The sequence below is a fragment of the Ferruginibacter albus genome (assembly GCF_020042285.1).
GTDB lineage: Bacteria > Bacteroidota > Bacteroidia > Chitinophagales > Chitinophagaceae > Ferruginibacter > Ferruginibacter albus.
This window is the reverse complement of the sequence record NZ_CP083388.1, coordinates 2,488,572-2,514,898: the sequence shown is the minus strand read 5'-3', so window position 1 is coordinate 2,514,898 and position 26,327 is coordinate 2,488,572. Positions and strand designations below refer to the sequence as shown.

Below are 26,327 nucleotides of genomic sequence, written 5' to 3'. Positions count from 1 at the left end.
TAAGTTTACATCTACACAATAGAAAACGTTCGTTTTGAGCTCCGATAAGTATAAACATATTGACGATAACCAACTGCTTCAATTATTTTACACTGATAAAAATAATGAGTGGTTGGGTATTTTATTGCAGCGCTATACATTGTTACTGCTGGGGGTGTGCATGAAATATTTAAAAAATGAAGAAGAAGCGAAAGATGCGGTACAGCAGATCTTTCTAAAGGTGATCTCCGAATTACATAAATACAAAGTGGACTATTTCAAAAGCTGGCTGTACATGGTGGCAAAGAATTATTGCCTGATGCAATTGAGGAATAAAGACAAACAGTTCAAAGAAATAAAAGAAAACCTGTTAAATGCTCCTGATGAGGAAATAAAAAATGCTGTTCTGGAAAAGGATACTACGCTTAACAATATGGAGTCTGCCTTGGAACAACTTAATGCAGAGCAGCGGGAATGCGTAACTTTGTTCTATCTTCAAAAGAAAAGTTACCAGGAAATAACAGGTATAACAGGATATAGTTTATTGCAGGTAAAAAGCTACATACAAAACGGCAAACGAAACTTGAAAATAATGCTGCAGCAATTACAAAAAAATGAGTGAGGATCTAAAAGACATATTATCTAACAGCAATAAAGACATCGATAATCAACAGTTGATGCAATACCTGCAAAACCAATTAAGCAGTGAGCAGCAGCATGACGTTGAAAGATCGATGGCAGATGATCCTTTTGTGAACGATGCAGTAGAAGGCTTGCAAAGTTTTGACGCAAAAAAGAATGTTCAGTCGTATGTAAATGAATTGCATGATAATCTACAAAAACAACTCGCCAAAAAGAAGAAGCGTAAAGACAAACGCCGCTGGAAGGATCAGCCTTGGGTTTATCTTGCTATAGCCATTATTTTATTGTTGTTGTTAATTTGTTTTGTTGTAGTAAGAAAATACCTGGGGTATTGAATCCTTTATGTAATTTATAAAGGAATAGCATTGGATAGTTAAATGAATAAAATGTATAAGAGATTTTTCTTAATGCCATTACTTGTAGCTTATTCTTCATTGTTTTCGCAAAATCAAATTACTATACAGCTAAAGATCTGTAATGGGTTAACTAATAAAGAAAATACCATTGCGGCATCAAAGATTAAAGTGTATTGTACAACAGATACTATAAGCAGAAGAAAGGTATATATAGGAAGATCAGCTAAAAATGGAGAGTTGCCGTTGCGCAACATAGATAGTTTGCGTGCCTTATTTCAATACTTATACTTTAAAGAAAATGATGCAATTGATGAACAATATATTAATCTTAATAGCGTAGTAAGTGACACGATCTTATACCTTTCCCCAAAGACAGAAATTGTTACCGTAGCAAAACCTGCTATTTATCTTTATCCGGAGAAAAGCTGCACCGTTTCTGTTAAGTTGGATTTTAAAGGTAGACTGCAAACAACCTATCCCGACTATGCAAAAGGATGGCAATTCACTGCTTTGCCGGATGGAAGCTTGATAGATTCTCCTGGCAACCGTAAATATGAATATTTATTTTGGGAAGGATCTTATGCGTTTCCTTCCAACCACTTTCAGTATAAAAACGGATTTGTAGTTGGTGGAGAGAATAGTAGAGATTTTTTATATGAAAAGCTTTCTATGATCGGTTTAAACCAAAAGGAGATAAATGATTTTTTAATTTATTGGCTGCCTTATCTTGAAAAAAATAAATATAATTTTATTCACTTCTGGATCAATGATAATATAGATAATTCTACAAAACTTGTAATAACCCCTCAGCCAACAACAGTATTTACCGTATACATGGAGTATAAATCTTTAAAAGAAAAAATAAGCATGCCGGAACAGGAATTAGCTTCATTTAAACGATCTGGCTTTAGTGCAGTGGAGTGGGGTGGTGGTGAAGTTGGAAAGATTGTATATATAAAATAAAAAAGCAGACATTTTTAAATATCTGCTTTAACTTATAAATTGGATCTGTTTATTTTCCGATCATATTATCTACACTAGCTTTACCAGGGCCAATTAACAGCAACACAACATAGCAGATCAGGTAAAGGCAAGGTCCGTCTACACCTTTGCCAAAAAAATCGGCATGATTTACTTTAAACACTATTACACACATGTTTATTATTAAAGGAATAGCAGCAAGCCGCGTAAACAATCCTAATATTAATAATATGGAACAAAAGAATTCTGCAAAAATGCAAAGGATCAAAGAAAGCGTTGCGCCCAATCCTAAGAAGGAAATGAAATGATCTTTTATGTCACCAAATCCAACTAATTTTTGATACCCGTGACTCATCATTAAAACACTAACGGTAACTCTTAAAAATAACATAGCAACATTAAAAGCCCCATCAGAATAATTAATAGAAAGTAATTTCTTCATAAAAAGTAATTTGTCGATTTTTTAACAGAGGTATAAAATTAATTTGTGTTTCTTTAATAACAATTATCCACTTATTCACAATTCAATTGGAACAATGTTTGAGTGTATGCACTAATATTTACTTTTACACTTATCAATAACCGGCTTAACACGAACATGATAAAAAAGTTCAGTTCTCTATTTATATTTTTTGCCATTGTCTTCAGTACGGCTTTTTCACAGGCAACCTTTCCTGTGACCGATCCGCAAAAAGCATTCAAAGAAGCAAAGGAATTATTTATCCAACAGCAATATGCGTTGGCTTATCCGTTGTTTAAAGAGATCAAACAACAATATCTTGATAACCAAAAAAGCAATCATCTTTATTTAAATGAAGACTTCGATTACTACTACATTGTATGCGGATTGAAATTGCAACTGCCGATCGCTGCTGAAGATGCAAAGCATTACATTGATTGGACAAACAATGATCCTCGTAACCAATTAATGAGCTTTCATTTGGCACATTATTATTTTGCAAAGGAAAATTTTACGGACGCATTATTTAATTATGAACGGGCAGGATTAGATAACCTGACCAATGATGAAATTGCAGATGCAAAATTTGAAAAAGCCTATTGCTATTTTAATCTAAAACGCTTTGATGAAGCTTTTCCGCTGTTCAATGAAATTCATCAATTACCTGATAATAAATATTACAAGGCGGCTAATTATTATTATGGGTTTATTTGTTTTTACAAACATCAATACAGTGAAGCTTTACAGGCTTTCCAGGTAGTAGAAAATGAAAATGAATATAAAGGCATAGTTCCTTATTATGTAGCTGAAATATATTATTTGCAAGGGGATAAAGAAAAAGCAAGACAATACGGTGAAGCTGCTTTGCAAAAAGGCGGCTTGTATTACGATAAGGAAATGAAACAATTGTTGGGGCAGATATATTTTGAAAAAGGAGATTTTAAAACAGCATTGCCCTACTTGGAATATTATGTGAACAATAGTAATAAAGTAAGCAAGGAAAATCTATATGAAATAAGTTATTGCTATTATAAAGATGGACAGTTGAATAAAGCAATTGATGGGTTTAAACAATTGAGCAATGAAAAAGATTCATTAGGACAAAGCTCTATGTATTTGTTGGGTGATTGCTATTTAAAAACAAATCAAAAGGAAAATGCAAGGAATGCATTTCAATATTGTGCATTGAACAGCAGTAATAAAGCACAACAGGAGATATCCCGATTTAATTATGCCAAACTTTCTTATGAATTAGGCTACCAGGATATTGCGCTAAATGAAACGAAGAAATTTTTGAATGATTATCCTAATTCTGACTATGTAACAGAAGCAAAAGAACTGCTGGTGGCATTGCTGGCAAATACCAACAACTTTAATGATGCGCTCACATTATATCGTTCCTTTACCAAGCCAACCGCTTCTATGCAAAAAGTGTATCCACGCATTTTATATGGAAGAGCGGTAGAATATTTGAACGATCAGCAAATAAATGCAGCAGACGATCTGTTTAATGAGTTGGTAGCATTGCCTGCCTCTAACGTTACTCCGTATGCGAATTTCTGGAAAGGAGAAATTGATTATCGTACCGGAAAATATGATGATGCCATTCGCTTTTCGGGGTTGTATTTACAAAGTAATGTTCCTTCACAAGGAGAAGCAACGCCAACCGCTGCAAAATATAATATAGGTTATAGCTGGCTTAAGAAAGAAAATTATCGCCAGGCGTTAACTTATTTTGAGCCATTGGGCAAGCCATTGATCACTTCTACCACATTACAGCAAGATGCATATGTACGCACCGCTGATTGCTATTACATGATAAAAGATTTTTCTACAGCCAATACCATGTATAGTTATGTTGTGGACAATGCATTGCCTCAAAGCGATTATGCTTTATTCCAGAAAGCAATGATAGCCGGAATAAAAAGTTCTCCTGATAAAATAAAAATATTGAATAACCTTACGCGTCAATATTCACAAAGCAGTTTGGTGCCGGATGCAGACCTGGAAATAGCAAACACTTATATGGCAAACGAGGATTTTAAAAGCGCCATTCCTGCTTTGAATAATTTGCTTACAACCAATAACACCGGATATAAGCCAGCGGCTTATTTGAAATTAGGATTGTGCTATTATAACCTGAATGATAATAATTCAGCATTAACTAATTACAAAACATTACTACAGCAATATCCGCAATCAACCGAAGCCGATGAAGCGCTGGACAATATTAAAAGCATTTATGTAGAGGAAGGAAAACCCGATGAATATGTTACGCTGGTAAATAGTATGGGCAAAAGTATTTCTGTGTCAGAAGCGGACTCTTTGACCTATGCGGCGGCTGAATTAAAATACAGTAATGGAGATTGTAAGGGTTCTATTGCCGGGTTCAATAATTATCTAAACAAATATCCAAACGGTTCTTATGTATTAGATGCAAATTATTTTTCAGCAGAATGTTATAATCAAAATAAAGATTGGCAAAATGCTTTGAAAAATTACGAGGTTGTAAGTGCACAAGGTATCAGCAAGTATTTCGAAAAGGCAACCTTATCTGCAGCCCGTATTAATTATTTTGAATTAACGGATTATAAGAATGCTAAAAAGGATTTTGACCTGTTAAGAGCAAATGCGGTAAATGAAGATAATAAACTGGAAGCCTTGAGAGGAGTAGTTCGTTGTTATTATCAATTGAAAGATTATACACAGGCAAATGATGCAGCAAAAGAGTTATTAACCAAAAAAGGAATTAGCACAGATGATAAATCGGTGGCGTTTTTAGTATTGGGTAAATCTCAACAGTCCGCAAACGACTGTAATGGGGCAATGGCATCGTTCAAATCCTGCGCAGCAATAAATAAATCCGCCTGGGGAGCAGAAGCAAGGTATGAATTAGCAAATTGTCAGTTCAGTTTGGGCAATTATAATGCTGCTGAAAAATCAGCGCAGACGGTTATTAAAGAAACGCCATCTTATGATTATTGGTTAACCAAAGCTTATATCTTAATAGGTGATGTGTTCATGCAGAAGAAAGATTATTTCAATGCAAAGGCAACGTACCAAAGTGTAGCACAAAATTCAACTATTGCAGAAATAAAACAGGAAGCGCAACAGAAGTACGACAAAGCAGTTGCAGAAGAAAAGTCCGGTTCAAAACTAGATAATTAATGAAAAGACTAACCTTATATTTATTTAGTGTACTGTGTACAGTTAGTACGATCAATGCAGTTGCACAGGATACAACACGCAAGCAGGTGATAGAGATCACGTCATCGTATAAACCTGTATTGCGTAATGCGGTGAAAATAAATTTCCAGGCATCTAACTTAAGTGCCGATACTTCTAAAGTAAGATTGCAATATAATATCCCAGCTCAAAACTTATTTTATACTTATCAGCCTTTACCATTAAAACCTTTGGCATTGCAGACAGATACGATAATGGAATTAGGTACCCGCAATTTTATTAAAGTAGGATTCGGTAATTATTCAACTCCGTATGCAAGAGCAGGGTTTAGTTTAGGAGATGGTAAAACATCATTAGTAAATATTTACGCTGATTATATTTCATCAAAGGGAAATATTGCCAACCAGGATTATTCCCAATTCAATGTAAAAGCAGCAGGCAGCTATTTTACTGCCAATAATGAGTTTTATGGTAAAGCAGCTATCAACCAAAGCAATTATTATTTATATGGATATGATCATTCAATAGATACTTTTAGCAAAGACGAGGTTAAACAACGTTACAGTACGCTTATTTTAAATGCAGGCTTGCGCAATAAAGATGTAAATGCTGCAGGTATCAATTATAATCCTAACATACAATTTAGCTTTGTCAGCAATGCAGATAAGGTAACAGAAAATACGGTAGTTGTTAAAGCACCGGTTGATAAAACCATTAATGATAAGTTTACTGTTAAAGTGGCATTGAACGCAGACGCCACTACATACGACACCAAGAATTTACCGGCTAATGTATCCATTCATAATAATGTATTTCAATTAGCACCTGCTGTAGTGTACGATGCACAGAAGTTTACGGTGCAAGCCGGCGTTACTCCAACATGGGATAACTCGCAATTGAATGTATTACCTGATATTAATGTTGAATTTCCGGTAAAGGATAAAATATTCTTGGTACAGGCAGGTTGGGTAGGGGAAATCATTAAGAATACCTATCAATATTTATCAGGCGTTAATCCTTATTTGCAAACACCATTATCGCAAACTAACACAAGAGAAACGGAATTTTATGGAGGCATTAAAGCAACGGTAGGTAATCACTTTAATTTTAATGCCAAGATAGGATTAGTTACTTACCATAATCTTCCGTTGTTTGTAAACGATTCCATAATTGGTAATAGTTTTTACATCCGTAATGAAAGTAAAGCAGATAATCTTCGCATACACGTTGACTTTAGTTATATCAATAAAGAGCGGTTTACGTTTAATGGAGGCTTAACCATTAATGGCTTTACCGGTTTAACTGACAATACTAAAGCCTGGCATCAATCGCCCATTGAAGTGGAATCTTCCGTACGTTGGTGGGCGGATAAAAAAATACTGTTAAAAGCAGACCTCTATGCTTTTGGCGGCGCTCCTTACTTATTGCCCGGTAATATAAACAAATCACTTAGCGGCGGAGCTGATCTGGGTGCAGGAGTAGAATATTCTATTACTAAACAGTGGAGTGGATGGCTCGATATCAATAATCTGCTCAATAATAAATATGAACGCTGGCATAATTATCCTGTGTATGGCTTGAATTTTTTGATAGGGGCGAAGTATAGTTTTTAATAGATAATTAGTGAATGGGAAATTGATAATTTCTTTATTTTTTAATTATCAATTTTGCAAGTATCCATTATCAGTTATCCCGCTTATCTTTGCCACCTTGTCAGCGCCATGCAACATTCAATTGCTTCATATCTTTTTAGAAATAAAAACTGTTTTTTACCTGGTATTGGTGAACTAAAGATCGTACGTACTCCTGCCAATACCGATTTCTTTACACATCAAATAAAAGCACCGGTTGAAGTTATTGAATTTACTCCCTATGATGAAAAAGTTGCTGTGTTCAATGAACTAAGCGCCGAAAGCCAGCACTTAAAAATGTTGTTGGATACAGAGAACAATATAACGTTGGAAGGTGTTGGCACATTCTCTAAAAGCAATAATGGAGAAATAAATTTTGTGGGTGTAAAAGTTGCAGAGATTTTTAACCAACCGGTAAGAGTAGAAACTATATCACACCAACCTGCTGCATATACCGAAACAAAATCTGTAGTACAAAGAGATGTCCTTCCTGAAACTGTTGTACAACACGACAGCACATTATTGATTAATGATAATCCTTTGCCCAAAAAGGAGCGTTGGTGGATTGCGGCAGTAATAATTGGAGTGATCGGGTTAGGAGCATTGTTATTTAACATTTCTCAAAATGGATCAACAAGTGGGAATATAATTAGTATACCAAGCAAAAGCCCTGTCGGAACTTACGATTCTGTTACACAATAAGGTGTTGTAAAGTTTTTACTAGGGTGAATTTTAATTTAACGTAGCTTCAAACAACTTTGGCCAACGTTTACCGGTAACATATACTTTTTTAGAAGTACTGTCATACGCAATTCCATTTAGCACATCCGTTCTGTCAGGGATCGTTTGTCCCGGAGCATATTTATCCAACAAGCTGGTTAAATTAATTTTACCAACAACATGCCCGTTAGCAGGATCAATTTTTACAATATTATCAGTAAGCCAAACATTAGCGTAGATATATCCATTAATATATTCCAACTCATTTAACTTAACTACGGGTCCTAAGTTATCATTTACCTGTATGGTGCTTTTAATTTTAAAATCATCGGCATTTACAAAATAGAGATTGGCGGATCCATCACTGATGATCAGATCGGTGCCATTGTTTGTCATTCCCCAACCTTCATACGGCCAGGTAAACGTTTTAATGGTTTTAGTAATGTCATTTACATCGTACACATTTACAAAATGGCTGGTCCAGGTAAGTTGAAATATCTTTCCTTTAAATACATTAATGCCTTCTCCAAATACATCGGCAGCGCCCATTTTATGCTGTTGCAGCACTTTGCCTGTTTTTATATCAGAGATCTGCAGGGCAGAATTCTCATTGTCTCCAGCTCCTTCATACATCTTTCCGTTGTACACCTGTAATCCTTCGGTAAAACAACTGGTATCGTGCGGGTATACATTTACAATATTTAGATTAATATCCGGAGGAACAGGGATATTATTGACAGTCGTAATTTGCTGATTTTGAGCAGATTCATCAGAATTTGACGAATTGTTATGGCAAGCAGTTAAGGCAATTAAACCTATTAAAAATAGATATTTATTCATTCCTGTGAATTTCAATATGTTGGACAAAAATAATAACTGTTTGGTAAGTAAAATGTTATTGTTTAAACATTTGTGGCTTAAATGTTTGCATATGCCGCAAATGTTTTTATCTTTGTTACTCCTCTGAATGTAGTATTTCTCATTCTTCTACAAGTTACCCTATTTTTCAGAGCAATGAAGTAGTCTTCATTACCAATTATCCTCAATAAATTTATCGTCCTTCATCCTCCTAAGCGATTCCTCGTATCCTGTGCATATTCCCACCCTATGCGGAGCCTTATAAACCGTTTGCAACGCACTCGGATTTTTTAAGACTTTTTGAAATTTTATATGAAATCGTTTTTTGGGACTATTGCTCTTCTTGGATGTTTGCTAACTGCACAAGCGCAACGTGTTTGCGGAACTGTTGAATATATTCAACAATTGATCGCTGCAGATCCTTCCTTACAATCTTCTATTAATAAAATTCAGCAACAGGCTACAACGTTGGCATTTCGTCCAACCGGAACCGCTGTAAATGATACTATTCCTAATCAAATAATAAACATACCGGTAGTTATACATGTGTTATATAATACCGATCAACAAAATATCAGCGACGCACAGGTGCTTTCTCAAATGACTGTGTTAAATAAAGACTATCGTCGCCAAAATGCAGATGCGGCTTTAACACCTGCGGCATTTAGAGCAGTGGCTGCAGATGCTAAAATAAATTTCTGTTTAGCACAGGTAGATCCTAAAGGAAGAAAAACAAGCGGTATCATTCGCAAATTCACTTCTACACAATTGTTTACTACAGATGATGCAGTAAAATATGCTGCTCAGGGTGGTGACGATGCATGGGATTGCACAAAATATTTGAACATTTGGGTGTGTAATTTGGTAAGCCGTAGCTTAGGTTATGCAACCCCTCCGGGCGGACCCGCGGATAGAGATGGCGTAGTGATAGCGTATAATGTATTTGGAACAACCGGCGTGTTACGTGTTCCTTTCAATAAAGGTCGTACAGCAACGCATGAAATTGGTCATTGGTTGGGTTTACGTCATATATGGGGCGATGATGAGTGTGGTAATGACAGCATTCCTGATACTCCTCAGCAGGAAACATATAACTACGGATGTCCGAGCTTTCCTCACATGTCAAGTTGCTCTCCTAATGCAAATGGAGATATGTTCATGAATTTTATGGATTTTTCTGACGATGCCTGCATGAATATGTTTACTATCGGGCAGGTCAAAGTAATGAGAGCATTATTCTCTAAAAATGGCGTTCGTAATTCATTCTTAACTTCTTTCCAATGCGATAGCAGCCTGGCTTCACCGCAAGGCGGCGCTTTACCAACAGTTCCGGCAGAAACTACGGTAGATACCGTTATTGCGCAAATAATTAAAGTGTATCCAAACCCGGTACATTCTCAATTATTTATTACCAGTAGCACAATCTCTAAAGTAAATACGCAAACGCTTCGTATATACAATACAGTAGGCACAGAAGTACTAAGCACTACTTTATCGCAAACAACTACAACACTTAATGTTAGCAATCTTGCTGGCGGAGTTTATATTGTGCGTGTTGGCAGCGGAAAAGATGTGTACACCACTAAGGTTATAAAGGAATAGGCAGTTGTAAAAAGAAAAGTAATCACTTTTCAAGTTGTAGCCGATCTTTTTATAGAAGCTCCATAAATAAAACAGCTTCTATAACTATTAAAATAGATTATGCACTAGAGTAGTTATTGCTGCCGCACAACAAACTTAACAGGAATTCTTTTGTAGGCTGTTACAATACATCCGTTCTGCCTTCCCGGTTTCCAGAAAGGACCGCTTTGAAGCAGTCTTATTGCTTCTTCTTCCATTCCAAAGCCATTGTGTGTTTCAGCCCGCACATTTTCTACAACACCGTGAATGCTTACAATAAAAATCAACATAACAGTGTAATCGCCCTCCGGCGCTCCATTTAATGCAGCAAGATCTTTATGCTGATTTGTTTTTATATAAGCTATCCACGCTTCTTCCCCGCCGGGAAATTCCGGTTCTATTTCCAGTTTTGTAAAAACCCTACTGGTGTCATTATCTACACACCCAATAGGAGGATCATTGATGACAGTGTCTTTTGTTAAAGTCTGACTAAAACCTTTTATAGTAAATAGAAAAAAGAAAATTGACAAAATGATCTTTATCATAATAATTCAATTTTTTAGATCTTATAACATATACCTTCCAAAGCCAGGTCGGTATTGGGGAAAACTTCACGAGCTTCATTTCTGAATTCATCCAACACTTCATATTTAGAAGAAAAATGTCCTATGAGTAATCTTTTTACTTCTGCTTTTTGAGCGATCGTTGCTGCTTGTATGGTAGTGCTATGAAAATGTAGCAATGCTCTTTCTTCATGCAGTTTTAAATAGGTTGCTTCATGATAAAGCAAATCCACATTTTTTACTTTGTCGATGATGTCTTCGCAATACAAAGTATCGGCACTATAAGCATAACTTTTAGGAGGGATGGGAGCAAAGGTTACTTCTTCATTGGGAATAACTGTTCCTTTTTTATTGATATAATCTTCCCCTTGCTGTAATTTTTGATAAAAAGAAGTAGGTATTTCATAAGCCTTTGTTCTTTCTACATTAATATTTCTGAGTTTGGTTTTTTGTTTAAACAAAAAACCAAAACATTCAATGCGGTGCTTCACTTTAAAAGCATGTACAGTAAGATTTTTATCATCTGCAATTAAACCATCTTCTGTTATTGCATGAAAGATTAAATTATAAGAGAGTTTGGCAGCACCTACTTTAAACTGCCAGTTGATTATTTCTTCCAGTTCCCTGGGAGCATGTAAGTGCAGGTCTTGCGTTCTGCCCAACAAACTCATACTGGTAAGCAAACCAATTAATCCAAAATAATGATCGCCGTGTAAATGCGAAATAAAAATGCGGCTTATCTTACTTCTCCTGATCTTATATTTCGCCATTTGCATTTGAGTGCCTTCTCCACAATCTATCAAATAAGTTTCTTCCAGGGTTTGTAAAACCTGTGCGGTAGGGTTTCTGCCAAAAGCAGGAACTGCAGAATTGTTTCCTAGTATAGTTAATGCTAACAAAGGCTTAGATTGTGTGCGTTATTAATTTTTACCTAAGACAAAAACATAGTATAAAAGGCTGCGTATAAAAAAATTATTCTTCTCCGCTATCCAATAATTCCCGTTCAATTTCTTCCATTTGTAAAACATCCCAGGCTTCGCTTTCAGTTGGGGTTACATTCATTACTTCCAACAACTCCTTTTCATCCAGCAGTTTTTCAACCTTTTCCTGCAATTCGCAAATTACAAAAGATGCGCTGTTCTCATAAAATTGTTGTTGCAACATTGCCAATTCTTCTCCTGTTTTTTCATCTAATGTTGTAACTTTAAGTAAGTTTAGAATGATATGTGGTATGTCTTTTTGGAGGTAAGAAAGCAGCAGATCTTTTAATTCTGCTGTCATATTAGCAGTAAGTTGTTCTTCTTCCGGCGTAATAACAGTAAATCTCTCTTTGGTATCTATTTTGACATTCATTCGGTAGCTACAGTTTGTGTTGATGTAAAGTAAAGGCTTTTTGATAAATATTTGATTGATTCAATATGATTTGTCGGAGAGTTTTCCTAATTTGATCAGAGCATTTTTCGAGTTTTGAACATATTAACATTTTAGAATCGCAGCAAACTATATCGTAGAAATAATCGTTATTATTGTAAAGTTAAACCTCAATTAAATGGATAATAATTTTTCAGCACAAGTAAAAGAGATAATTTCCTACAGCCGCGAAGAAGCTTTGCGTTTGGGGAATGATTTTATCGGTACTGAACACTTAGTGTTAGGACTGATAAGGGATGGAGAGAATACTGCTATCAAAATATTAAAATCGCTTAATGTAGATTTATATGAATTGCGTAAAGAGATTGAAGTAGCAGTAAAAGATAAGACCGGGAAAAATATTGCAAACATCAATTCACTGCCATTGACCAAGCAGGCAGAAAAAGTTATTCGCATCACTGTACTGGAGGCAAAAGCCAATAAAAGTACAATGGTTGAAAGCGAACACTTAATGTTATCGATCTTAAAAAATAAAGAAAATATTGCTACGCAGATATTGAACCAGTTCGATGTTGATTATGATATTTTCAAAAATGAATTGGGATTTGTAACGAGCAATCCTCCTACAGCAGAATTTTCTGAAGAAAATGAAGATGATTTTGACGATGAGAAAAAGCAATATGGTCAGCAGCAAAAATCTCAACGTGGCGGAGCTAATCAACCTAAAACAAAAACACCCGTACTCGATAACTTTGGTAGGGATATAACCCGCCTGGCAGAAACAGCTTCATTAGATCCGATCGTTGGTAGAGAAAATGAAATAGAAAGAGTTTCGCAAATATTAAGTCGCCGTAAAAAGAATAACCCGATCTTAATTGGTGAGCCCGGCGTTGGTAAAACAGCGATAGTGGAAGGTTTGGCATTGCGTATCGTACAAAGAAAAGTAAGTCGTGTATTATTTGATAAGCGTGTGGTTAGTTTGGATCTGGCTGCTTTAGTTGCCGGTACAAAATATCGTGGACAGTTTGAAGAAAGAATGAAAGCTATCATGAATGAGCTGGAAAAAAACAGGGATGTTATTTTGTTCATTGATGAGATACATACTATTGTAGGTGCAGGTGGGGCAAGCGGTTCATTGGATGCTTCCAACATATTCAAACCTGCTTTAGCGAGAGGTGAGTTACAATGTATCGGTGCTTCTACTTTAGATGAATATAGAATGCATATTGAAAAAGATGGTGCATTGGATAGGCGTTTTCAAAAAGTGATTGTTGATCAGCCTTCGGTTGAAGAAACTGTTCAGATACTTTCGAATATTAAGAGCAAGTACGAAGATTATCACAATGTTACTTACAGCAAAGATGCCATTGAAGCATGTGTGAAGTTGAGTGAACGTTATATGACTGATAGGTTATTGCCGGACAAGGCCATCGATGTAATGGATGAAGTAGGTGCAAGAAAACATATCAAAAATATTAATGTTCCTGCGGAAGTAATCGATCTGGAAAAAAAGATAGAAGATATTAAGCTTGAAAAAAATAAAGTAGTAAAAAGCCAGCGTTTTGAAGAAGCTGCTTCATTGAGAGATTCTGAGAAACGTTTGCAGGAACAATTGGAAAAAGCCAAACATGATTGGGAAGAAGAAAGCAAACACAAACGCTATCCGATAGAAGAAGAAGATATTGCAGAAGTAGTGAGTATGATGACCGGTATCCCTGTTAAACGGATGGTACAGGCTGAAACTGAAAAGTTACGCCGCATGGGTACAGATCTAAAAGGTGCTGTCATTGGTCAGGAAGATGCTATTGGCAAGGTGGTAAAAGCTATTCAACGTAATCGTGTTGGGTTGAAAGATCCTAAAAAGCCAATCGGTACATTCATCTTCTTAGGTCCAACAGGAGTTGGTAAAACAGAATTGGCAAGATCGTTGGCAAAACAAATGTTCGATAATGAAGATGCATTGATACGTATCGACATGAGCGAATACATGGAAAAATTTACAGTTAGCCGTTTGATTGGTGCACCTCCCGGTTATGTTGGTTATGAAGAAGGCGGTCAACTAACAGAAAGGGTTAGACGTAAACCGTACAGTGTTATTCTGTTAGATGAAATTGAAAAAGCGCATCCTGATATTTATAATATTTTATTACAGGTGTTAGACGATGGACAATTGACTGATGGATTAGGTAGAAAAGTAGATTTCAAAAATACCCTGATTATCATGACATCAAATATTGGTGTTCGTCAATTAAAAGATTTTGGAGAAGGAGTTGGTTTTGCAACGGCAGCTCGCCAGCAGAACAGCGAAGAAAATAACAAAGCAGTTATTGAAAAAGCGTTAAAACGTACCTTCAGTCCGGAATTTTTGAACAGGATAGATGACGTGATCATTTTCAACTCTTTGACCAAAGAAAATATCTTCGAGATCATTGATATATTAATGAAGGGGGTGATGAACCGCCTGGTAAATCTTGGCTTTACATTAGAGTTAACCGAAGATGCAAAGAACTTCATTGCAGACAAAGGATACGACTCTCAATTTGGTGCAAGGCCTTTACATAGGGCAATTCAAAAATACCTGGAAGATCCTTTAGCTGAAGAAATATTGAATATGAGCATTAAGGCAGGAGATATTTTGATAGCAGACTTGAACAAAGATGATCAAAAAATAAAATTCACTATTAAAGAAGTGGAAAAGAAGAAAGGATCTAAATCTGCAGAAGCATAATAAATTCTTATAAATTTTGTAAAAGCCATCCGGAGTTTTCGGATGGCTTTTTTGTTTGCTTTTTTTGATGGACTTTTGTGGTGATGGAAAAAATTATCATTACGATAGATGGCTGGTCGTCCTGTGGGAAAAGTACGTTGGCTAAGCAATTAGCAAAGCGCTTAGGATATGTTTATATTGACAGCGGCGCTATGTATCGTGCCATCACTTTATATTTTTTACGTAATCACGTAGATTGGAGAGATGAAGATGAAGTGCATGCAGCATTACAGGATATTACTATCGAATTTCATTATAACAAGAACACCAAACAATCAGATATATTTTTAAATGCTGAAGATGTTGAGTATCTGATCCGGGATCTGATCGTTGCCGAAAAAGTAAGTGAGGTAGCCGCCATTAAAGAAGTGCGGCAGTTTGCTGTACGCCGCCAGCAGCAGATGGGGAAAAAGAAAGGAATTGTAATGGATGGAAGAGATATAGGAACGACTGTTTTTCCCAAAGCCGAACTGAAATTTTTTATGACAGCGGATATATCGGTTAGGGTTGAACGAAGATTTAAAGAGATGTACGAAAAAAATCCTAATGTAACTATTGAAGAAGTAAAGAATAACCTTGAAATGCGTGATTATATTGATTCTCACAGAGAAGTGAGCCCATTACGCAAAGCAGAGGATGCCATAGAATTAGATAATACCCATCTTACCATGGAAGAACAGTTGAATTTTGCACTAAATTTTTTGAAAGAAAAAGTTTAAAATATTTGCATTTCCAAACTTTGCATTATATTTTTACAGCCTGTTACTACGAGCCCAATCTCTATTGATAATCCTTCTAGATATCTTATTTTAACCCAATTACGATTTTACTTTCCAAAAAGTAGTATTCCAATTCCTCCGAAAAGAGACATTTCCACTATTCTTTATTGATAGCCAAAAAGCTATTTACCAGTTTAATTTTGTAAACTATTATATAAAGAAGTTAGATAACCAAGCACAAACAAGAGATGTCCCTTCGGTAATACGGAGGGCTCTTTTATTTTAGAGAGGGGCATAAAATGAAATATATTGTATGTCTGTTTTTTATTTTTGCAGGGTGTAAATCACTACAACATAATGACATTCTTTTACAGAATAAATCATGTTTTAATAAGGAATTGAAAGAATGGAAGAATGGATTTAATGATTTTGATCTCATTGAATTTAAAGTAAAGGATACTCTTCATTTTGATAATAATTCGAAACAGGATTTTAGCACATATCAAGACTTTCTTTCTGTTTATAAGCCTATCATAACATATTCTCCCGACAGCATTTCCTTTATTGATATCTACAGTTATCAATTGAATCTTGAAAAGAAAGTGAATGTGTATTACGCAATGCCGGACATCGATCAAGCGATCCTGCTTTGTAATGCTCAGACAAAATACTGGAACAGAATTTATTTTGGCTCGCCGGGGCAGTGGGTTGATGATGTTTCCTGGATCAGTAAAACAAAATTCATATTAGCTTGTACCGATAATGAAAATCCTGAAAGACAAAAGCCTTTTGTATTGCTTGGAGATATGAATAAACAGACTTTAATAGAATTTATAGATACTAATAAAAATTGTTTCAGACCAAAGCCAGGCTATGATTCTTATAAATTAAAAAAAATAAAAATAGAAGGGTTATAGTTCTGTAAAGGTCTTTGCTATTTCCTCTACATTTTTTGCAGCAGGGAAAAAAGAAACCAGTTTATTAATAACCCCTTCCACCAGTGCATCCGGGCAACTGGCGCCACTTGTCATCAAAATTTTTAAAGGCTCTTTTTTGGGTAAGAAATCAAAAGTTCTTAATTCCAGTTTATTATGAAAATCGCAATGCAGAATTTCTTTTTCAGAAATTATTTTTTCTTCTGAATTGATAAAATAAGTCGGCAGCTTTTCTTCGCAAAGCTCTACAAGATGGGAAGTATTGCTACTGTTATAACCGCCTACAACAATTGCCAGGTCAGCAGCCGTTTCCAATAAGCCATACACCGCAGTTTGATTATCGTTGGTGGCATAGCATAAAGTATCTCTTGTGTCTGCAAAACGTTCCGAAATATTATTTTCAGTAAGCTGATATTTTTGTGTCATCGCCTGTTTTAAAAAATCAGCAATAGCCTGTGTGTCGCTTGCCAGCATAGTGGTTTGATTTACCACGCCGATTCGTTGCAGATCTTTATCGGCATTAAACCCATCGGAATATTTTCCTTTAAATTCTTCGTTGAATAAGGAAGTGTCTTTTTCACCGGTAATGTATTTGCTTAATTCAACAGCATCTTTCATGTCATTGACTACTACTGTTGGTGTATGCGATGCAGCATGAGAAAACGTTGCTCTTGTTTCCTCGTGCGACGGCTTGCCATGCACGATCACTGAATATTTTTTTGCAGCGATCTGTTCGCTTCTATTCCATACTTTTTCTACAAAAGGACAGGTAGTATTATATTTTTCGGTCGGGATGCCGATATTATTTAATTTTTTTTCTATCGCTAATGTCGTTCCAAATGCAGGAATGATGACTACATCATCTTTTGTTAATGCATCAAACGGTACTAATTGTTTTCCATAAGTGTCCTGCAAAAATTGAACACCGCGTTGCTGAAGATCTGCATTTACCTGTGGGTTGTGGATCATCTCACTTAATAAAAAAATACGTTTACCGGGATTCTCATCAACCGTTCTGAATGCAATGTCGATCGCATTTTCCACTCCATAACAAAAGCCAAAATGACGGGCAAGATAGATTTGCAGCGGCCCAAAATCCAGCAGGGTAGGGCTGAAATCTTTTTTCATCTTATCCTGTTGGCGACGCTTGTTTTTAACTGCCGCAATCAACGGACTGCGATATATGATGGGAACATTAAATTGTTTCATTGTAATATTCTGCAAAGTTACAATCTTGCTCGTATATCCATTTTACTTAAATTTGGTATAACGAATTTAACAGCCTGCCGGAATATTTATCATCAGTACAAAATAATTTATGATCATATCAAAGCATCCCGTTGCAAAATGGGTTCATCATACCAATATTTATGAAGTGAATCTTCGCCAATATACGCAGGAAGGAACTTTTTCTGCTTTTGCAAAAGAAATGCCCAGATTAAAAGATATGGGAGTGGAAGTGCTATGGTTTATGCCAATTCATCCAATAGGAAAGCTGGATAGAAAAGGGGTTTTAGGTAGTTACTATTCCATCGAAAATTACCTGGATACAAACCCGGAATTTGGATCTATTGCCGATTTTAAAGAATTGGTACAGCAGGCGCATACCCTGGAATTAAAAGTAATTATAGACTGGGTGGCTAACCATTCCAGTAATGATAATGTATGGATCGGCGAACATCGGGATTATTTTGTACAGGACGATAAAGGGAATATCATGCATCCTTATGATTGGGATGATGTAAGCAAATTGAATTATGATAACCCGGATCTGCGTAAAGCAATGATCGATGCTATGAAATTTTGGTTGACGGAATGTAATATAGATGGTTATCGCTGCGATATGGCGCATTTAGTACCGCTTGATTTTTGGGAAGCAGCAAGAACGGAAATTGATACGATAAAACCCGGTTTATTTTGGCTGGCAGAGACAGAAGATATTTCATATCATGAAGTATTTGATGCAAGCTACACCTGGGAATGGATGCATAAAACAGAAGATTATTGCAAAGGCTATACAGATATGAACGGATTGTATTCTGTTTTAGATAAGTATAAAAAAGATTTTCCGGCAACAGCTTTTCGGTTGTACTATACCAGTAATCATGATGAAAACAGCCACACGGGAACAGAGTATGATAAGTTTGGTGATGCAGCAAAAGCTTTAGCTGTGTTCAGTTGTACGTATAATGGAATTCCTTTGATATATAGCGGGCAAGAAGCGCCGAACAGGAAAAAATTAGCCTTTTTTGAAAAAGATATTATTGAATGGACAGATAAAATGAAGCTACATGTTTTTTATAAAACATTATTGAACCTGCATTCAAATAATGCAGCCATGAGCGCTGCAGATATAGATGCAGCTATAGAGATTTTAAGTAACGATAAACCAATGCAAGTCATATCGTATATACGTAAAAAAGAAAATGATGCAGTTTTGGTTTTATTGAATTTAAGTAACGAATACATTTGGCCGCGTATTTATAACGACACTATCGTTGGCAATTTTAAAAATATTTTTACTTCCGAAGAATATTCATTTGAAAAAGAACGCTATTTTGAAATGCCTCCCTGGAGTTACCTGGTTTATGAAAAACAATTGAAACGGGTTTAATATCAAGCTTCCTTTTTAATAAGATATTTCAGCAAAAGTATCATTAACCCAATGGTTTTGATGGATAGAGCTATTTGTTGTAGTACACAAATAGGGTATTAATAGTATATAAAGAGAGAATTAATTTTACGTTGATAAAGCTACTTTATGTCTGAGTAAACAACAGAACGCATCAATCAACTTGCTTCCTTAATTCATTTGGGCTGTCTTATCGAAATATTGTTGATGTGTGCGATCGTTAGACTAAGTCGTTTATCAAATCCTATGTCAAACTAACGACCCCTTGTTCTCAAGGGGTTTATTTATTGAAGATTATGACAGTAATTTGCTGTTTACTCAAATTTAAACTATTTTTCAGTAAACTCTTATTGCAAAAATGAAGTATTGGTTGATTTTTCTGTTCTCTTTTTGTAATTGTTTCTTTGCGCATTCTGCATTCGCTCAAATAAATGATTTTACGGGAACATGGCGTATGGAATATCCTTCTTCTACCGGTTCTGTAATAAAATTAGAATTAAATATTGCAACTCCTCAAAATAGTATTCTGTTTCCTGCACATATAAAATTAAGCTGCGACAGCTTTGTTGCAGAGTATGAGTTTTTGTTGGTGAAGAAAAATATTCGCCAATTAGCTATTAGTAAAAACAAATACCCTTTATATGAAAAACCTTTTAGTCTTGATAATTTACCGATATGTTTGAATGGAGTTTTTGATTATAGCAGAGATCTGAAAGGTTCACCAATTTTAACTGCTATCCGGATGGAAGCAAAAAAAAATCCAACTGTTTTTCCGGGATTAAACAAGCTTAGTAAAAAATATATTTCTACGGCATTGTGCTTAAAAGAGTTTTTTGAAACTGATGACGTTAAGCTTAGAAAGATTAATGATCGTGGATGGGTAAGTGATGATTGCCAACGTATCTTAAGTCCGACTATATCACCTGCATATTTTGGGTTGTTAGATACTATTATTTTTAGAAACAGGGATGGATTATTGGAATTAACCAGCAGCAAGAAAACAGATAATGATATTGTTTCAGTTGCATTGAATGGAAGAACCATAATTGACCAGGCTTATGTTGGCAAGAAAAAATATAGCAACGAGTGCTTGCTGGATACAGGTTTAAACCTGCTGGCATTGTTTGCCGAAAATTTTGGAGATGCTGTTCCTAATAAGGGGAAATTAGATATTCAATTTTATTATAAAAAACTATCACTCGATTTTAATAGTTCGGCAGACAGTGCCGCCAATTTCATTGTGGCACAATTGTATTCTTCACCGGACACCATGCGGCAACTGAGCTTCCAGGAATACATTCCTACACCTGAAAAAAAGAACCTGGGTACCTACGATAGCTTAAAAAAGGACGACAAGCTAATAACGAGTATAGTTTCTACATCCAGGGAATTAACGTTTGCTATTTGGGATGATGCTGTAGAGGATGGAGATAGTGTGTCAATAGAAATTAACGGTAAATGGCTGGTGCAAAATATGAGAGTTACTAAAAAAACACAATTCTTCACAGTATTATTAAAACCGGGACCTAATACAATTATCTTCAGAGCTGAAAATTTAGGAAGTATTCCTCCCAATACATCAATGATGGAGATCATTGATGGTAAAAAACGTAAGTCATTTAATATTGAAACTACCGTTGGTGAAAATAATTTAGTAAGAATATTTTACGACCTGCAGCCGGATCAGCAATAGCTATATATTTTCTTTAAAAATGCATCGAAGAAAAAGACGCCGCAAGCGAATAGATTGCCAGGCTTCCAAATAACAGACAATACAACATAAACATCGTCCAATAATAATTTTGAGTAATCAGGCTTAAGTTGGTCTTTTTGGCTAAAGCCAGCTGAAACCATATGAATGCAACAACTGCCGGCGTTATAAAATATAATTCTACTGTGAGGCTGGAAGAAAATGGAATAATAAAATAAAGCGGAATAGAAATCAAAAAAGGAATTAAGCACATTTTAAGTTTTGTTTTGAATAGATTGGATAAAGCTTTCTTGTCTTCTAAACCTAACTTATTTTTTAAAAATAATTTTACATCCCAAACTATGATTATAATAAGTAAGGGTAAAGAAACGAAGACTAATATAAACGGCATATAAATGGTGAGTGTTAGAGTGGAAGCCAAAACGCCTGTTATAATCGCCAGCCATTTTGAACTTTTACTGAAAAATTTTAAAGGAACAAGAAGTATAAGCGTAATGATCCTGATAATAATAAATAGGAAGGGTGTTATACTATTATATGGAAACCGCCAAGGATATTTTAGATAAGCAAATAATGTGGAAGAGGGTGTAAAGCTAAAATAATAAAGCAGCAAAACATAACCGGCGCTTTTCTTTTGATACAAAAGGTAGGTTGCATAAGGCAAAACAAAAAGAAATAAGAAGTTTTGCAAAATACCAAACTCCCAATCAGCCATGCTAGGATTTAAAAAAAAATATTTTAAGTAAGAGAAATCAAAATACCAATTCGTGATTACCTGAATGATGATCAATATAAGTATTGCCTGCAGCAATTTCGTTTTATTAGTATCCATAGTTGCGAGCTTTTTTTAGATTGCCGAATGTAAAATAAAATTATTGAAAAGATGATGCTGAAATAAATTGCATAGCTGGGAAGCTGCGGGATTGAAGCGGTAGCTGCCGCTGTGCGCCGGGAATGTAGCGTAGCAGGCACTACAAGCGTAAAGCCCGGACCAATGCCGCTAATCGATACGATCGGTTACAGCCACGATCTTTTTCTTATATTTACTTAACAAAACTTACTATGAGAAAGTTATCCGTTATTACACTATTATTAGTTAGTCTCCAAGGTTTTACGCAGCCATTGGTTGAAACGGCTGCAACAAAAACGCTTACAACTACATTAACTGATGGCAGATTAACATTAAGCACTGATGGTGCATCTTATTTTGCAAATCTATCTTTGGCTTGTACAGACAGTATCTATCCGCATTATTATTGGGAACGTTTAACAAAAGCAGAGGATTTAAAGCCGCCGGAAAAATTATGGCCTTCATTTTATGGTTGTTACGACTGGCATTCCAGCGTACACAATCATTGGGCCTTATTGAAATTATTGAAAACTTATCCGAACATTCCGGAAGCAGCAGCTATAAAAGAAAAGTTAGAGCAAAGCTTTAAAGCCGAAAATATTTTGGTAGAACTGCAATATGTAAAAACGCACCAGGACGATGATTTTGAATTTCCGTATGGGACCTCCTGGCTCTTAAAGGTATCAGAAGAATTATTAACATGGGATAATCCTTTAGCAAAAAAATGGAATAAGAATTTGCAGCCATTGACTGATTATATTGTTTCCAAGTACATGCTTGAGTTTCCATTTATATCTGAGGCTAATTTTACCGGTAATCATTTTAGTACAGCCTTTGGATTATCATTTGCGTTGGATTATGCACGTGCTGCTAATAAAGCTTCATTGGAAAAAGTGATATTGACTGTTTCGAAAAAATTTTATGGATCTTTTGAACAAGAGTTTCCTTTGGCAAAAGAGCCTTTTGATTATGATTTTATGAGTGCGGGATTATTGATAGCCGATCTGATGCGGAAAGTATTGCCGGCAGATGAATATGTAAAATGGTTACATAATTTTGCTCCGGACTTATTTACAACAGATGGTGTTGCAGAAGTTTTAAAAGTACAGCACCTTAAAAAACATACTAGTTACTCCTCGCACTTTGATGGTTTTCATTTGAACCGTATTTGGTGTTTAAATGGTATTTTAAAATCATTACCTGCAAATGCCTTAAGTGAAGATGTGAGAAAAGCCTGGATTAACGCCGAAAAAGAAATGTGGGATTATGCACAGGAAAGCATTGGAAAAGGTAATTACGATATTGATCATTGGTTATCCTCTTTCTCGGTATTTGCTTTGGAAGGATATAAGTAACGTTAGACGTGATGCGTGAAAGGTGTAAAAGATTTGAACGTAGCTTATAACTCACGACTGACGTTTTCCGCTTCAGGTATTACATTCGTAATAATTTTGCATGGCATTAAAAACCTCTTCTTTTAAGTCTTCAACATCATTACCTGGTGGTATCGGGTTTAAAAAATGAAATTCTATTTTGCCCGGTAGAAAATAAAAGAATTTATTATTAGGGAGTACCTTGTTGGTATTAAACAGGATCGCAGGTAGTATTTCTTTTCTTGTATCTACCGACAATTTAAAAGCGCCGCTGTGAAACTCATTTAAAGGATTATTGGTTTTATTGCGGGTGCCTTCCGGATAAATGCACATGTGCAAACCATTTTGTAGCACCCATTTCATTTGTAATAAGCTGTTGCGACGGCTATTTTTATCTTTTCTATCCACCAATACGGAGCCTAACTTATACAAAGTTCCAAAAATAGGGACTCTTGCAAATTCAATTTTGGCAATGGTTTTATTGGCTCCGGGAATTCTTGTGGAGGAAATAGGAATGTCCATTAATGTTCTGTGATTGCAAACGACAATATAATTTTTACCTTCTTTAAAATTTTCCAGTCCAACAACTTTTACAAACACGCCTACTGCCGGAAGATAAAAATCCATCCATAAACGAAATAATGGATAAGATACATGACTTCTCTTTGGTTCTTTCCAAAAAAAACAACAGCAAAAAGGAATGAAGAACAGCAACATGGTAATAACAAACCATAGTAAAGCCCATATAGCCCATAAACGAGCAAGAATACTTCTCATATTAAGGAGTTAATAATTTCCAGTCAATAGGTTCAGAACCTTGCCTGGTCAAAAATTCATTTGTTTTGGAAAAATGCTTGCAACCAAAAAAACCTTTATCCGCAGAAAAAGGAGAGGGGTGTGCTGCTTTTAATACATGATGTTTGGTTTCATCTATTAAGGTTTGTTTGTCCTGTGCAAAACGCCCCCATAATAAAAATACCACACCTTCTTTTTCTTCAGATAATTTCCGGATAACTGCATCTGTAAAATTCATCCATCCGATCTTTGCATGACTGGCAGGCTCATTAGCCCTTACCGTTAGTACAGCATTTAACAATAAAACGCCTTGTTCGGCCCAATGTGTAAGATTGCCATACTGTAGTGGCATTGCCACACCAATATCTTTTTCTATTTCTTTATAAATATTAACTAAAGATGGAGGAGGCTTTATGCCATTCGGCACAGAAAAGCTTAGACCATGTGCCTGCCCCGGGCCGTGATAAGGGTCTTGTCCTAATATCACTACTTTTACTTTATCAAAAGTAGTTTGATTGAATGCGTTGAAAATAAGCGGACCGGGAGGATAGATCGTTTTGCCTGCTGCTTTTTCTGTTTTTAAAAAAGTTACTATCTCTAGAAAATAAGGTTTGGTAAACTCATCTTTTAAAACCTTCTTCCAGGAGGCTTCTATTTGTACATCCATCTAAATAGTTTTGGTAAAAATACATAAAGAATTGAGTCTTTAATTGCTTGTGCGAGTTTCCGGTGGAATTTGTTTTTGGGATTTTGAAACTCATTTAATGCGGCTTAAAGGCAGGATCATCATACATTTTCTTATTGAATAAATAGTATTTACCATCATTGTAATTTTTCCAATAACGTTTTCCATCCAGGTCAAAATATAACCTGCCGTCAACAGCTCTTTTAGCTACCTTATCATTTAATGAAAGTGTTTTTGGCCAAGGACCTTTGGGAACTACAATTTTTGTTGTAGTGTTTTTTTCAGGAGTGTGTTTTTTGCTGCAATCGGTTAGCAGCAACAGCGATAAAAATGCTATTGAAAGTTGTTTTATCATTTCTCAGGCAGATGCTCTTAAATTATTGTCATGTCTTAATGCTGCTGCTACTTTGTCCAATAATTCAGTTTTTAAGAATGGTTTTTCAATATAATTATCTGCACCTGCTTCTTTAGCAACTTTATCCAGATCGGATATAGCAGAAAATAAAATTACCGGGATATCTTTTGTTTTCCTTTGCGATTTTAAAAACTTGCAGATATCTGAACCGCTTTTGCCCACCAGCTCTTTGTCTAACAGAAAAATATCGGGTAATTGATATTGACCGGTGAAAATATTATTCCCGTTTGAAAAAACGGTGGTTTCATAACCTGCCTTATCAAAAATAACTTTTATTATTTCCTGGATACCGGGATCATCATCTACTATAATAATTTTGTCTTTCATACGTACATTCTCCTCTGTCATTAAAAAAACAAAATATATACCATTATGATTCATTGATAAAAGCATCTTTATTTTTTCCATTAACGGGAAGTAATTTCTACAAGTTCCACACAATCAATAATTATTCTCTTACATCTTCGGTACCTTCAAATGCATTTGCTGAACCGGTTGAAACGGGATGGTGTTCTGATCTGTCTTTTTTTGCAGGCTTTTTAACACCTGCAATAGCGATCGCTTTATCTGTATGGGTAACTGTTTTGTGAGTGGCTTTATCACCAGGTTTTTTTTGTAGGCTCATGCTAATAATTTTATAAAAAAAAGGCTCAATATTCCTGCCATAGTAGGTGGCATTGTTTTTTCACTCTTTATTTAAACTTTAATTATGAAAGAAGGAAATTATCAATGGTGTATTGATGCTTGCCTGGATTGTATGGTGGCATGTAATAATTGCACTTCTGCCTGCCTGCAAGAGGCTACTGTTAAAATGATGAAAGCATGTATTGAGTTAAATATAGAATGTTCAATAGTTTGTAATGCTGCGGTGCAGGTAATGAGCATACGGGGCGAAACGGCGGATGAATTATGCAGGATATGCGCCGATATACGTACACGCTGTGCAAAGGAATGTGAACGACATGATATGGAACATTGTAAAAAATGTGCAATAGCCTGTCGCCGTTGTGCAGATGAATGTTACGGCATGGCAGCTGCATAACTTTTCAATTCAGCAACATCTTATTAAATAAAGAGC

At 35.6% G+C, this 26,327-nt stretch carries 26 protein-coding genes; 14 read left to right on the top strand and 12 right to left on the bottom strand.

From position 1 onward, the window contains the following. Window positions 1-34 precede the first annotated feature (34 nt). Genes K9M53_RS10990 through K9M53_RS10980 form a run of 3 tightly spaced genes read left to right on the top strand, consistent with a single transcriptional unit; the run spans window position 35 to window position 1,940 of the window. The gene (locus K9M53_RS10990; protein ID WP_224014803.1) at window positions 35-601 is read left to right on the top strand and encodes an RNA polymerase sigma factor; all 567 of its coding nucleotides are present in this window, start codon (window positions 35-37) and stop codon (window positions 599-601) included. Further along, the gene (locus K9M53_RS10985) at window positions 594-956 is read left to right on the top strand and encodes a hypothetical protein (protein WP_224014801.1); all 363 of its coding nucleotides are present in this window, start codon (window positions 594-596) and stop codon (window positions 954-956) included. The genes K9M53_RS10990 and K9M53_RS10985 overlap by 8 nt, the downstream gene beginning before the upstream one ends. Before the next feature lie 51 nt (window positions 957-1,007). Next, window positions 1,008-1,940: a hypothetical protein gene (locus tag K9M53_RS10980; RefSeq protein WP_224014799.1), complete on the top strand. Its 933-nt coding sequence runs from the start codon at window positions 1,008-1,010 to the stop codon at window positions 1,938-1,940. Window positions 1,941-1,989: 49 nt separating this feature from the next. Here K9M53_RS10980 and K9M53_RS10975 read toward each other — a convergent pair whose 3' ends face one another. Beyond that, window positions 1,990-2,400, bottom strand: a complete 411-nt coding sequence (locus K9M53_RS10975; protein WP_224014796.1) for a DoxX family protein — start codon at window positions 2,398-2,400, stop codon at window positions 1,990-1,992. Between the two features lie 156 nt (window positions 2,401-2,556). Here K9M53_RS10975 and K9M53_RS10970 point away from each other — a divergent pair, with 156 nt between their 5' ends. The 3 genes from K9M53_RS10970 to K9M53_RS10960 are packed head-to-tail and all read left to right on the top strand — an operon-like array spanning window position 2,557 to window position 7,937. Next, on the top strand, window positions 2,557-5,586 hold the full coding sequence (locus tag K9M53_RS10970; protein WP_224014794.1) for a tetratricopeptide repeat protein: 3,030 nt from the start codon (window positions 2,557-2,559) through the stop codon (window positions 5,584-5,586). After that, a complete protein-coding gene (locus tag K9M53_RS10965; RefSeq protein WP_224014792.1) occupies window positions 5,586-7,217 on the top strand; it encodes a TonB-dependent receptor in 1,632 nt (543 codons plus the stop codon). The genes K9M53_RS10970 and K9M53_RS10965 overlap by 1 nt, the downstream gene beginning before the upstream one ends. Before the next feature lie 54 nt (window positions 7,218-7,271). Beyond that, complete coding sequence (locus K9M53_RS10960; RefSeq protein WP_224014790.1) at window positions 7,272-7,937, top strand: hypothetical protein; 666 nt, start codon at window positions 7,272-7,274, stop codon at window positions 7,935-7,937. A gap of 30 nt (window positions 7,938-7,967) precedes the next feature. On the opposite strand, the gene K9M53_RS10955 is transcribed toward K9M53_RS10960, so the two are convergent. Continuing rightward, window positions 7,968-8,795, bottom strand: a complete 828-nt coding sequence (locus K9M53_RS10955) for a glutaminyl-peptide cyclotransferase (protein WP_224014788.1) — start codon at window positions 8,793-8,795, stop codon at window positions 7,968-7,970. A 330-nt stretch (window positions 8,796-9,125) separates the two neighbouring features. Between K9M53_RS10955 and K9M53_RS10950 the strand changes: the two genes are divergently transcribed. Next, the gene (locus tag K9M53_RS10950; protein WP_224014786.1) at window positions 9,126-10,415 is read left to right on the top strand and encodes a M43 family zinc metalloprotease; all 1,290 of its coding nucleotides are present in this window, start codon (window positions 9,126-9,128) and stop codon (window positions 10,413-10,415) included. Between the two features lie 113 nt (window positions 10,416-10,528). Here K9M53_RS10950 and K9M53_RS10945 read toward each other — a convergent pair whose 3' ends face one another. The 3 genes from K9M53_RS10945 to K9M53_RS10935 form a co-directional block, all read right to left on the bottom strand. Further along, window positions 10,529-10,978 (bottom strand): energy transducer TonB, encoded by a 450-nt coding sequence (locus tag K9M53_RS10945; protein ID WP_224014784.1) that lies wholly within the window; start codon window positions 10,976-10,978, stop codon window positions 10,529-10,531. A gap of 14 nt (window positions 10,979-10,992) precedes the next feature. Then, the gene (locus K9M53_RS10940; RefSeq protein ID WP_224014782.1) at window positions 10,993-11,895 is read right to left on the bottom strand and encodes a ribonuclease Z; all 903 of its coding nucleotides are present in this window, start codon (window positions 11,893-11,895) and stop codon (window positions 10,993-10,995) included. 73 nt (window positions 11,896-11,968) lie between these two features. Next, window positions 11,969-12,349 (bottom strand): STAS domain-containing protein, encoded by a 381-nt coding sequence (locus K9M53_RS10935; protein ID WP_224014780.1) that lies wholly within the window; start codon window positions 12,347-12,349, stop codon window positions 11,969-11,971. A gap of 196 nt (window positions 12,350-12,545) precedes the next feature. On the opposite strand from K9M53_RS10935, the gene K9M53_RS10930 reads away from it, so the two are divergent. From K9M53_RS10930 to K9M53_RS10920, 3 genes are all read left to right on the top strand, one after another. Then, complete coding sequence (locus tag K9M53_RS10930) at window positions 12,546-15,095, top strand: ATP-dependent Clp protease ATP-binding subunit (RefSeq protein ID WP_224014778.1); 2,550 nt, start codon at window positions 12,546-12,548, stop codon at window positions 15,093-15,095. Window positions 15,096-15,178: 83 nt separating this feature from the next. After that, complete coding sequence (gene cmk, locus K9M53_RS10925) at window positions 15,179-15,853, top strand: (d)CMP kinase (protein ID WP_224014776.1); 675 nt, start codon at window positions 15,179-15,181, stop codon at window positions 15,851-15,853. Between the two features lie 299 nt (window positions 15,854-16,152). Next, window positions 16,153-16,770, top strand: a complete 618-nt coding sequence (locus K9M53_RS10920) for a hypothetical protein (protein ID WP_224014774.1) — start codon at window positions 16,153-16,155, stop codon at window positions 16,768-16,770. Here the strand turns inward: K9M53_RS10920 and K9M53_RS10915 are convergent. Then, complete coding sequence (locus K9M53_RS10915) at window positions 16,765-17,997, bottom strand: 4-hydroxy-3-methylbut-2-enyl diphosphate reductase (RefSeq protein ID WP_224014772.1); 1,233 nt, start codon at window positions 17,995-17,997, stop codon at window positions 16,765-16,767. The genes K9M53_RS10920 and K9M53_RS10915 overlap by 6 nt on opposite strands. Before the next feature lie 109 nt (window positions 17,998-18,106). On the opposite strand from K9M53_RS10915, the gene K9M53_RS10910 reads away from it, so the two are divergent. Both K9M53_RS10910 and K9M53_RS10905 read left to right on the top strand, forming a co-directional pair. Further along, complete coding sequence (locus K9M53_RS10910; protein ID WP_224014770.1) at window positions 18,107-19,402, top strand: alpha-amylase family glycosyl hydrolase; 1,296 nt, start codon at window positions 18,107-18,109, stop codon at window positions 19,400-19,402. A gap of 376 nt (window positions 19,403-19,778) precedes the next feature. Further along, window positions 19,779-21,113: a hypothetical protein gene (locus K9M53_RS10905; protein ID WP_224014768.1), complete on the top strand. Its 1,335-nt coding sequence runs from the start codon at window positions 19,779-19,781 to the stop codon at window positions 21,111-21,113. A gap of 13 nt (window positions 21,114-21,126) precedes the next feature. Here K9M53_RS10905 and K9M53_RS10900 read toward each other — a convergent pair whose 3' ends face one another. Further along, window positions 21,127-21,963 (bottom strand): hypothetical protein, encoded by an 837-nt coding sequence (locus K9M53_RS10900; RefSeq protein ID WP_224014766.1) that lies wholly within the window; start codon window positions 21,961-21,963, stop codon window positions 21,127-21,129. Between the two features lie 230 nt (window positions 21,964-22,193). On the opposite strand from K9M53_RS10900, the gene K9M53_RS10895 reads away from it, so the two are divergent. Then, on the top strand, window positions 22,194-23,336 hold the full coding sequence (locus K9M53_RS10895; protein ID WP_224014764.1) for a DUF2891 family protein: 1,143 nt from the start codon (window positions 22,194-22,196) through the stop codon (window positions 23,334-23,336). Between the two features lie 72 nt (window positions 23,337-23,408). Here the strand turns inward: K9M53_RS10895 and K9M53_RS10890 are convergent, their stop codons facing one another. The 5 genes from K9M53_RS10890 to K9M53_RS10870 form a co-directional block, all read right to left on the bottom strand. Then, window positions 23,409-24,131 (bottom strand): lysophospholipid acyltransferase family protein, encoded by a 723-nt coding sequence (locus K9M53_RS10890; protein ID WP_224014762.1) that lies wholly within the window; start codon window positions 24,129-24,131, stop codon window positions 23,409-23,411. Between the two features lies 1 nt (window position 24,132). Beyond that, window positions 24,133-24,816 carry a uracil-DNA glycosylase gene (gene ung, locus K9M53_RS10885; RefSeq protein WP_224014759.1) on the bottom strand — a complete coding sequence of 228 codons (684 nt, stop codon included), beginning with the start codon at window positions 24,814-24,816 and terminating at the stop codon, window positions 24,133-24,135. A gap of 94 nt (window positions 24,817-24,910) precedes the next feature. Then, window positions 24,911-25,189, bottom strand: a complete 279-nt coding sequence (locus K9M53_RS10880; RefSeq protein ID WP_224014757.1) for a hypothetical protein — start codon at window positions 25,187-25,189, stop codon at window positions 24,911-24,913. Between the two features lie 3 nt (window positions 25,190-25,192). After that, the gene (locus K9M53_RS10875; RefSeq protein ID WP_224014754.1) at window positions 25,193-25,657 is read right to left on the bottom strand and encodes a response regulator; all 465 of its coding nucleotides are present in this window, start codon (window positions 25,655-25,657) and stop codon (window positions 25,193-25,195) included. A 40-nt stretch (window positions 25,658-25,697) separates the two neighbouring features. Then, the gene (locus K9M53_RS10870) at window positions 25,698-25,874 is read right to left on the bottom strand and encodes a hypothetical protein (RefSeq protein WP_224014752.1); all 177 of its coding nucleotides are present in this window, start codon (window positions 25,872-25,874) and stop codon (window positions 25,698-25,700) included. Window positions 25,875-25,958: 84 nt separating this feature from the next. Between K9M53_RS10870 and K9M53_RS10865 the strand changes: the two genes are divergently transcribed. After that, window positions 25,959-26,291: a four-helix bundle copper-binding protein gene (locus K9M53_RS10865; RefSeq protein WP_224014750.1), complete on the top strand. Its 333-nt coding sequence runs from the start codon at window positions 25,959-25,961 to the stop codon at window positions 26,289-26,291. Window positions 26,292-26,327: the final 36 nt, after the last annotated feature.

What these genes read in the sequence shown, in the direction of transcription:
- K9M53_RS10950 (WP_224014786.1), top strand. Translation starts at nt 9,126, where the DNA reads ATGAAATCGTTTTTTGGGACTATTGCTCTTCTTGGATGTTTGCTAACT.
- K9M53_RS10945 (WP_224014784.1), bottom strand. Translation starts at nt 10,978, where the DNA reads ATGATAAAGATCATTTTGTCAATTTTCTTTTTTCTATTTACTATAAAA.
- K9M53_RS10985 (WP_224014801.1), top strand. Translation starts at nt 594, where the DNA reads ATGAGTGAGGATCTAAAAGACATATTATCTAACAGCAATAAAGACATC.
- K9M53_RS10915 (WP_224014772.1), bottom strand. Translation starts at nt 17,997, where the DNA reads ATGAAACAATTTAATGTTCCCATCATATATCGCAGTCCGTTGATTGCG.
- ung (WP_224014759.1), bottom strand. Translation starts at nt 24,816, where the DNA reads ATGGATGTACAAATAGAAGCCTCCTGGAAGAAGGTTTTAAAAGATGAG.
- K9M53_RS10900 (WP_224014766.1), bottom strand. Translation starts at nt 21,963, where the DNA reads ATGGATACTAATAAAACGAAATTGCTGCAGGCAATACTTATATTGATC.
- K9M53_RS10930 (WP_224014778.1), top strand. Translation starts at nt 12,546, where the DNA reads ATGGATAATAATTTTTCAGCACAAGTAAAAGAGATAATTTCCTACAGC.
- K9M53_RS10890 (WP_224014762.1), bottom strand. Translation starts at nt 24,131, where the DNA reads ATGAGAAGTATTCTTGCTCGTTTATGGGCTATATGGGCTTTACTATGG.
- K9M53_RS10980 (WP_224014799.1), top strand. Translation starts at nt 1,008, where the DNA reads ATGTATAAGAGATTTTTCTTAATGCCATTACTTGTAGCTTATTCTTCA.
- K9M53_RS10955 (WP_224014788.1), bottom strand. Translation starts at nt 8,795, where the DNA reads ATGAATAAATATCTATTTTTAATAGGTTTAATTGCCTTAACTGCTTGC.
- K9M53_RS10970 (WP_224014794.1), top strand. Translation starts at nt 2,557, where the DNA reads ATGATAAAAAAGTTCAGTTCTCTATTTATATTTTTTGCCATTGTCTTC.
- K9M53_RS10875 (WP_224014754.1), bottom strand. Translation starts at nt 25,657, where the DNA reads ATGGAAAAAATAAAGATGCTTTTATCAATGAATCATAATGGTATATAT.
- K9M53_RS10920 (WP_224014774.1), top strand. Translation starts at nt 16,153, where the DNA reads ATGAAATATATTGTATGTCTGTTTTTTATTTTTGCAGGGTGTAAATCA.
- cmk (WP_224014776.1), top strand. Translation starts at nt 15,179, where the DNA reads ATGGAAAAAATTATCATTACGATAGATGGCTGGTCGTCCTGTGGGAAA.
- K9M53_RS10880 (WP_224014757.1), bottom strand. Translation starts at nt 25,189, where the DNA reads ATGATAAAACAACTTTCAATAGCATTTTTATCGCTGTTGCTGCTAACC.
- K9M53_RS10905 (WP_224014768.1), top strand. Translation starts at nt 19,779, where the DNA reads ATGAAGTATTGGTTGATTTTTCTGTTCTCTTTTTGTAATTGTTTCTTT.
- K9M53_RS10910 (WP_224014770.1), top strand. Translation starts at nt 18,107, where the DNA reads ATGATCATATCAAAGCATCCCGTTGCAAAATGGGTTCATCATACCAAT.
- K9M53_RS10935 (WP_224014780.1), bottom strand. Translation starts at nt 12,349, where the DNA reads ATGAATGTCAAAATAGATACCAAAGAGAGATTTACTGTTATTACGCCG.
- K9M53_RS10895 (WP_224014764.1), top strand. Translation starts at nt 22,194, where the DNA reads ATGAGAAAGTTATCCGTTATTACACTATTATTAGTTAGTCTCCAAGGT.
- K9M53_RS10865 (WP_224014750.1), top strand. Translation starts at nt 25,959, where the DNA reads ATGAAAGAAGGAAATTATCAATGGTGTATTGATGCTTGCCTGGATTGT.
- K9M53_RS10965 (WP_224014792.1), top strand. Translation starts at nt 5,586, where the DNA reads ATGAAAAGACTAACCTTATATTTATTTAGTGTACTGTGTACAGTTAGT.
- K9M53_RS10870 (WP_224014752.1), bottom strand. Translation starts at nt 25,874, where the DNA reads ATGAGCCTACAAAAAAAACCTGGTGATAAAGCCACTCACAAAACAGTT.
- K9M53_RS10975 (WP_224014796.1), bottom strand. Translation starts at nt 2,400, where the DNA reads ATGAAGAAATTACTTTCTATTAATTATTCTGATGGGGCTTTTAATGTT.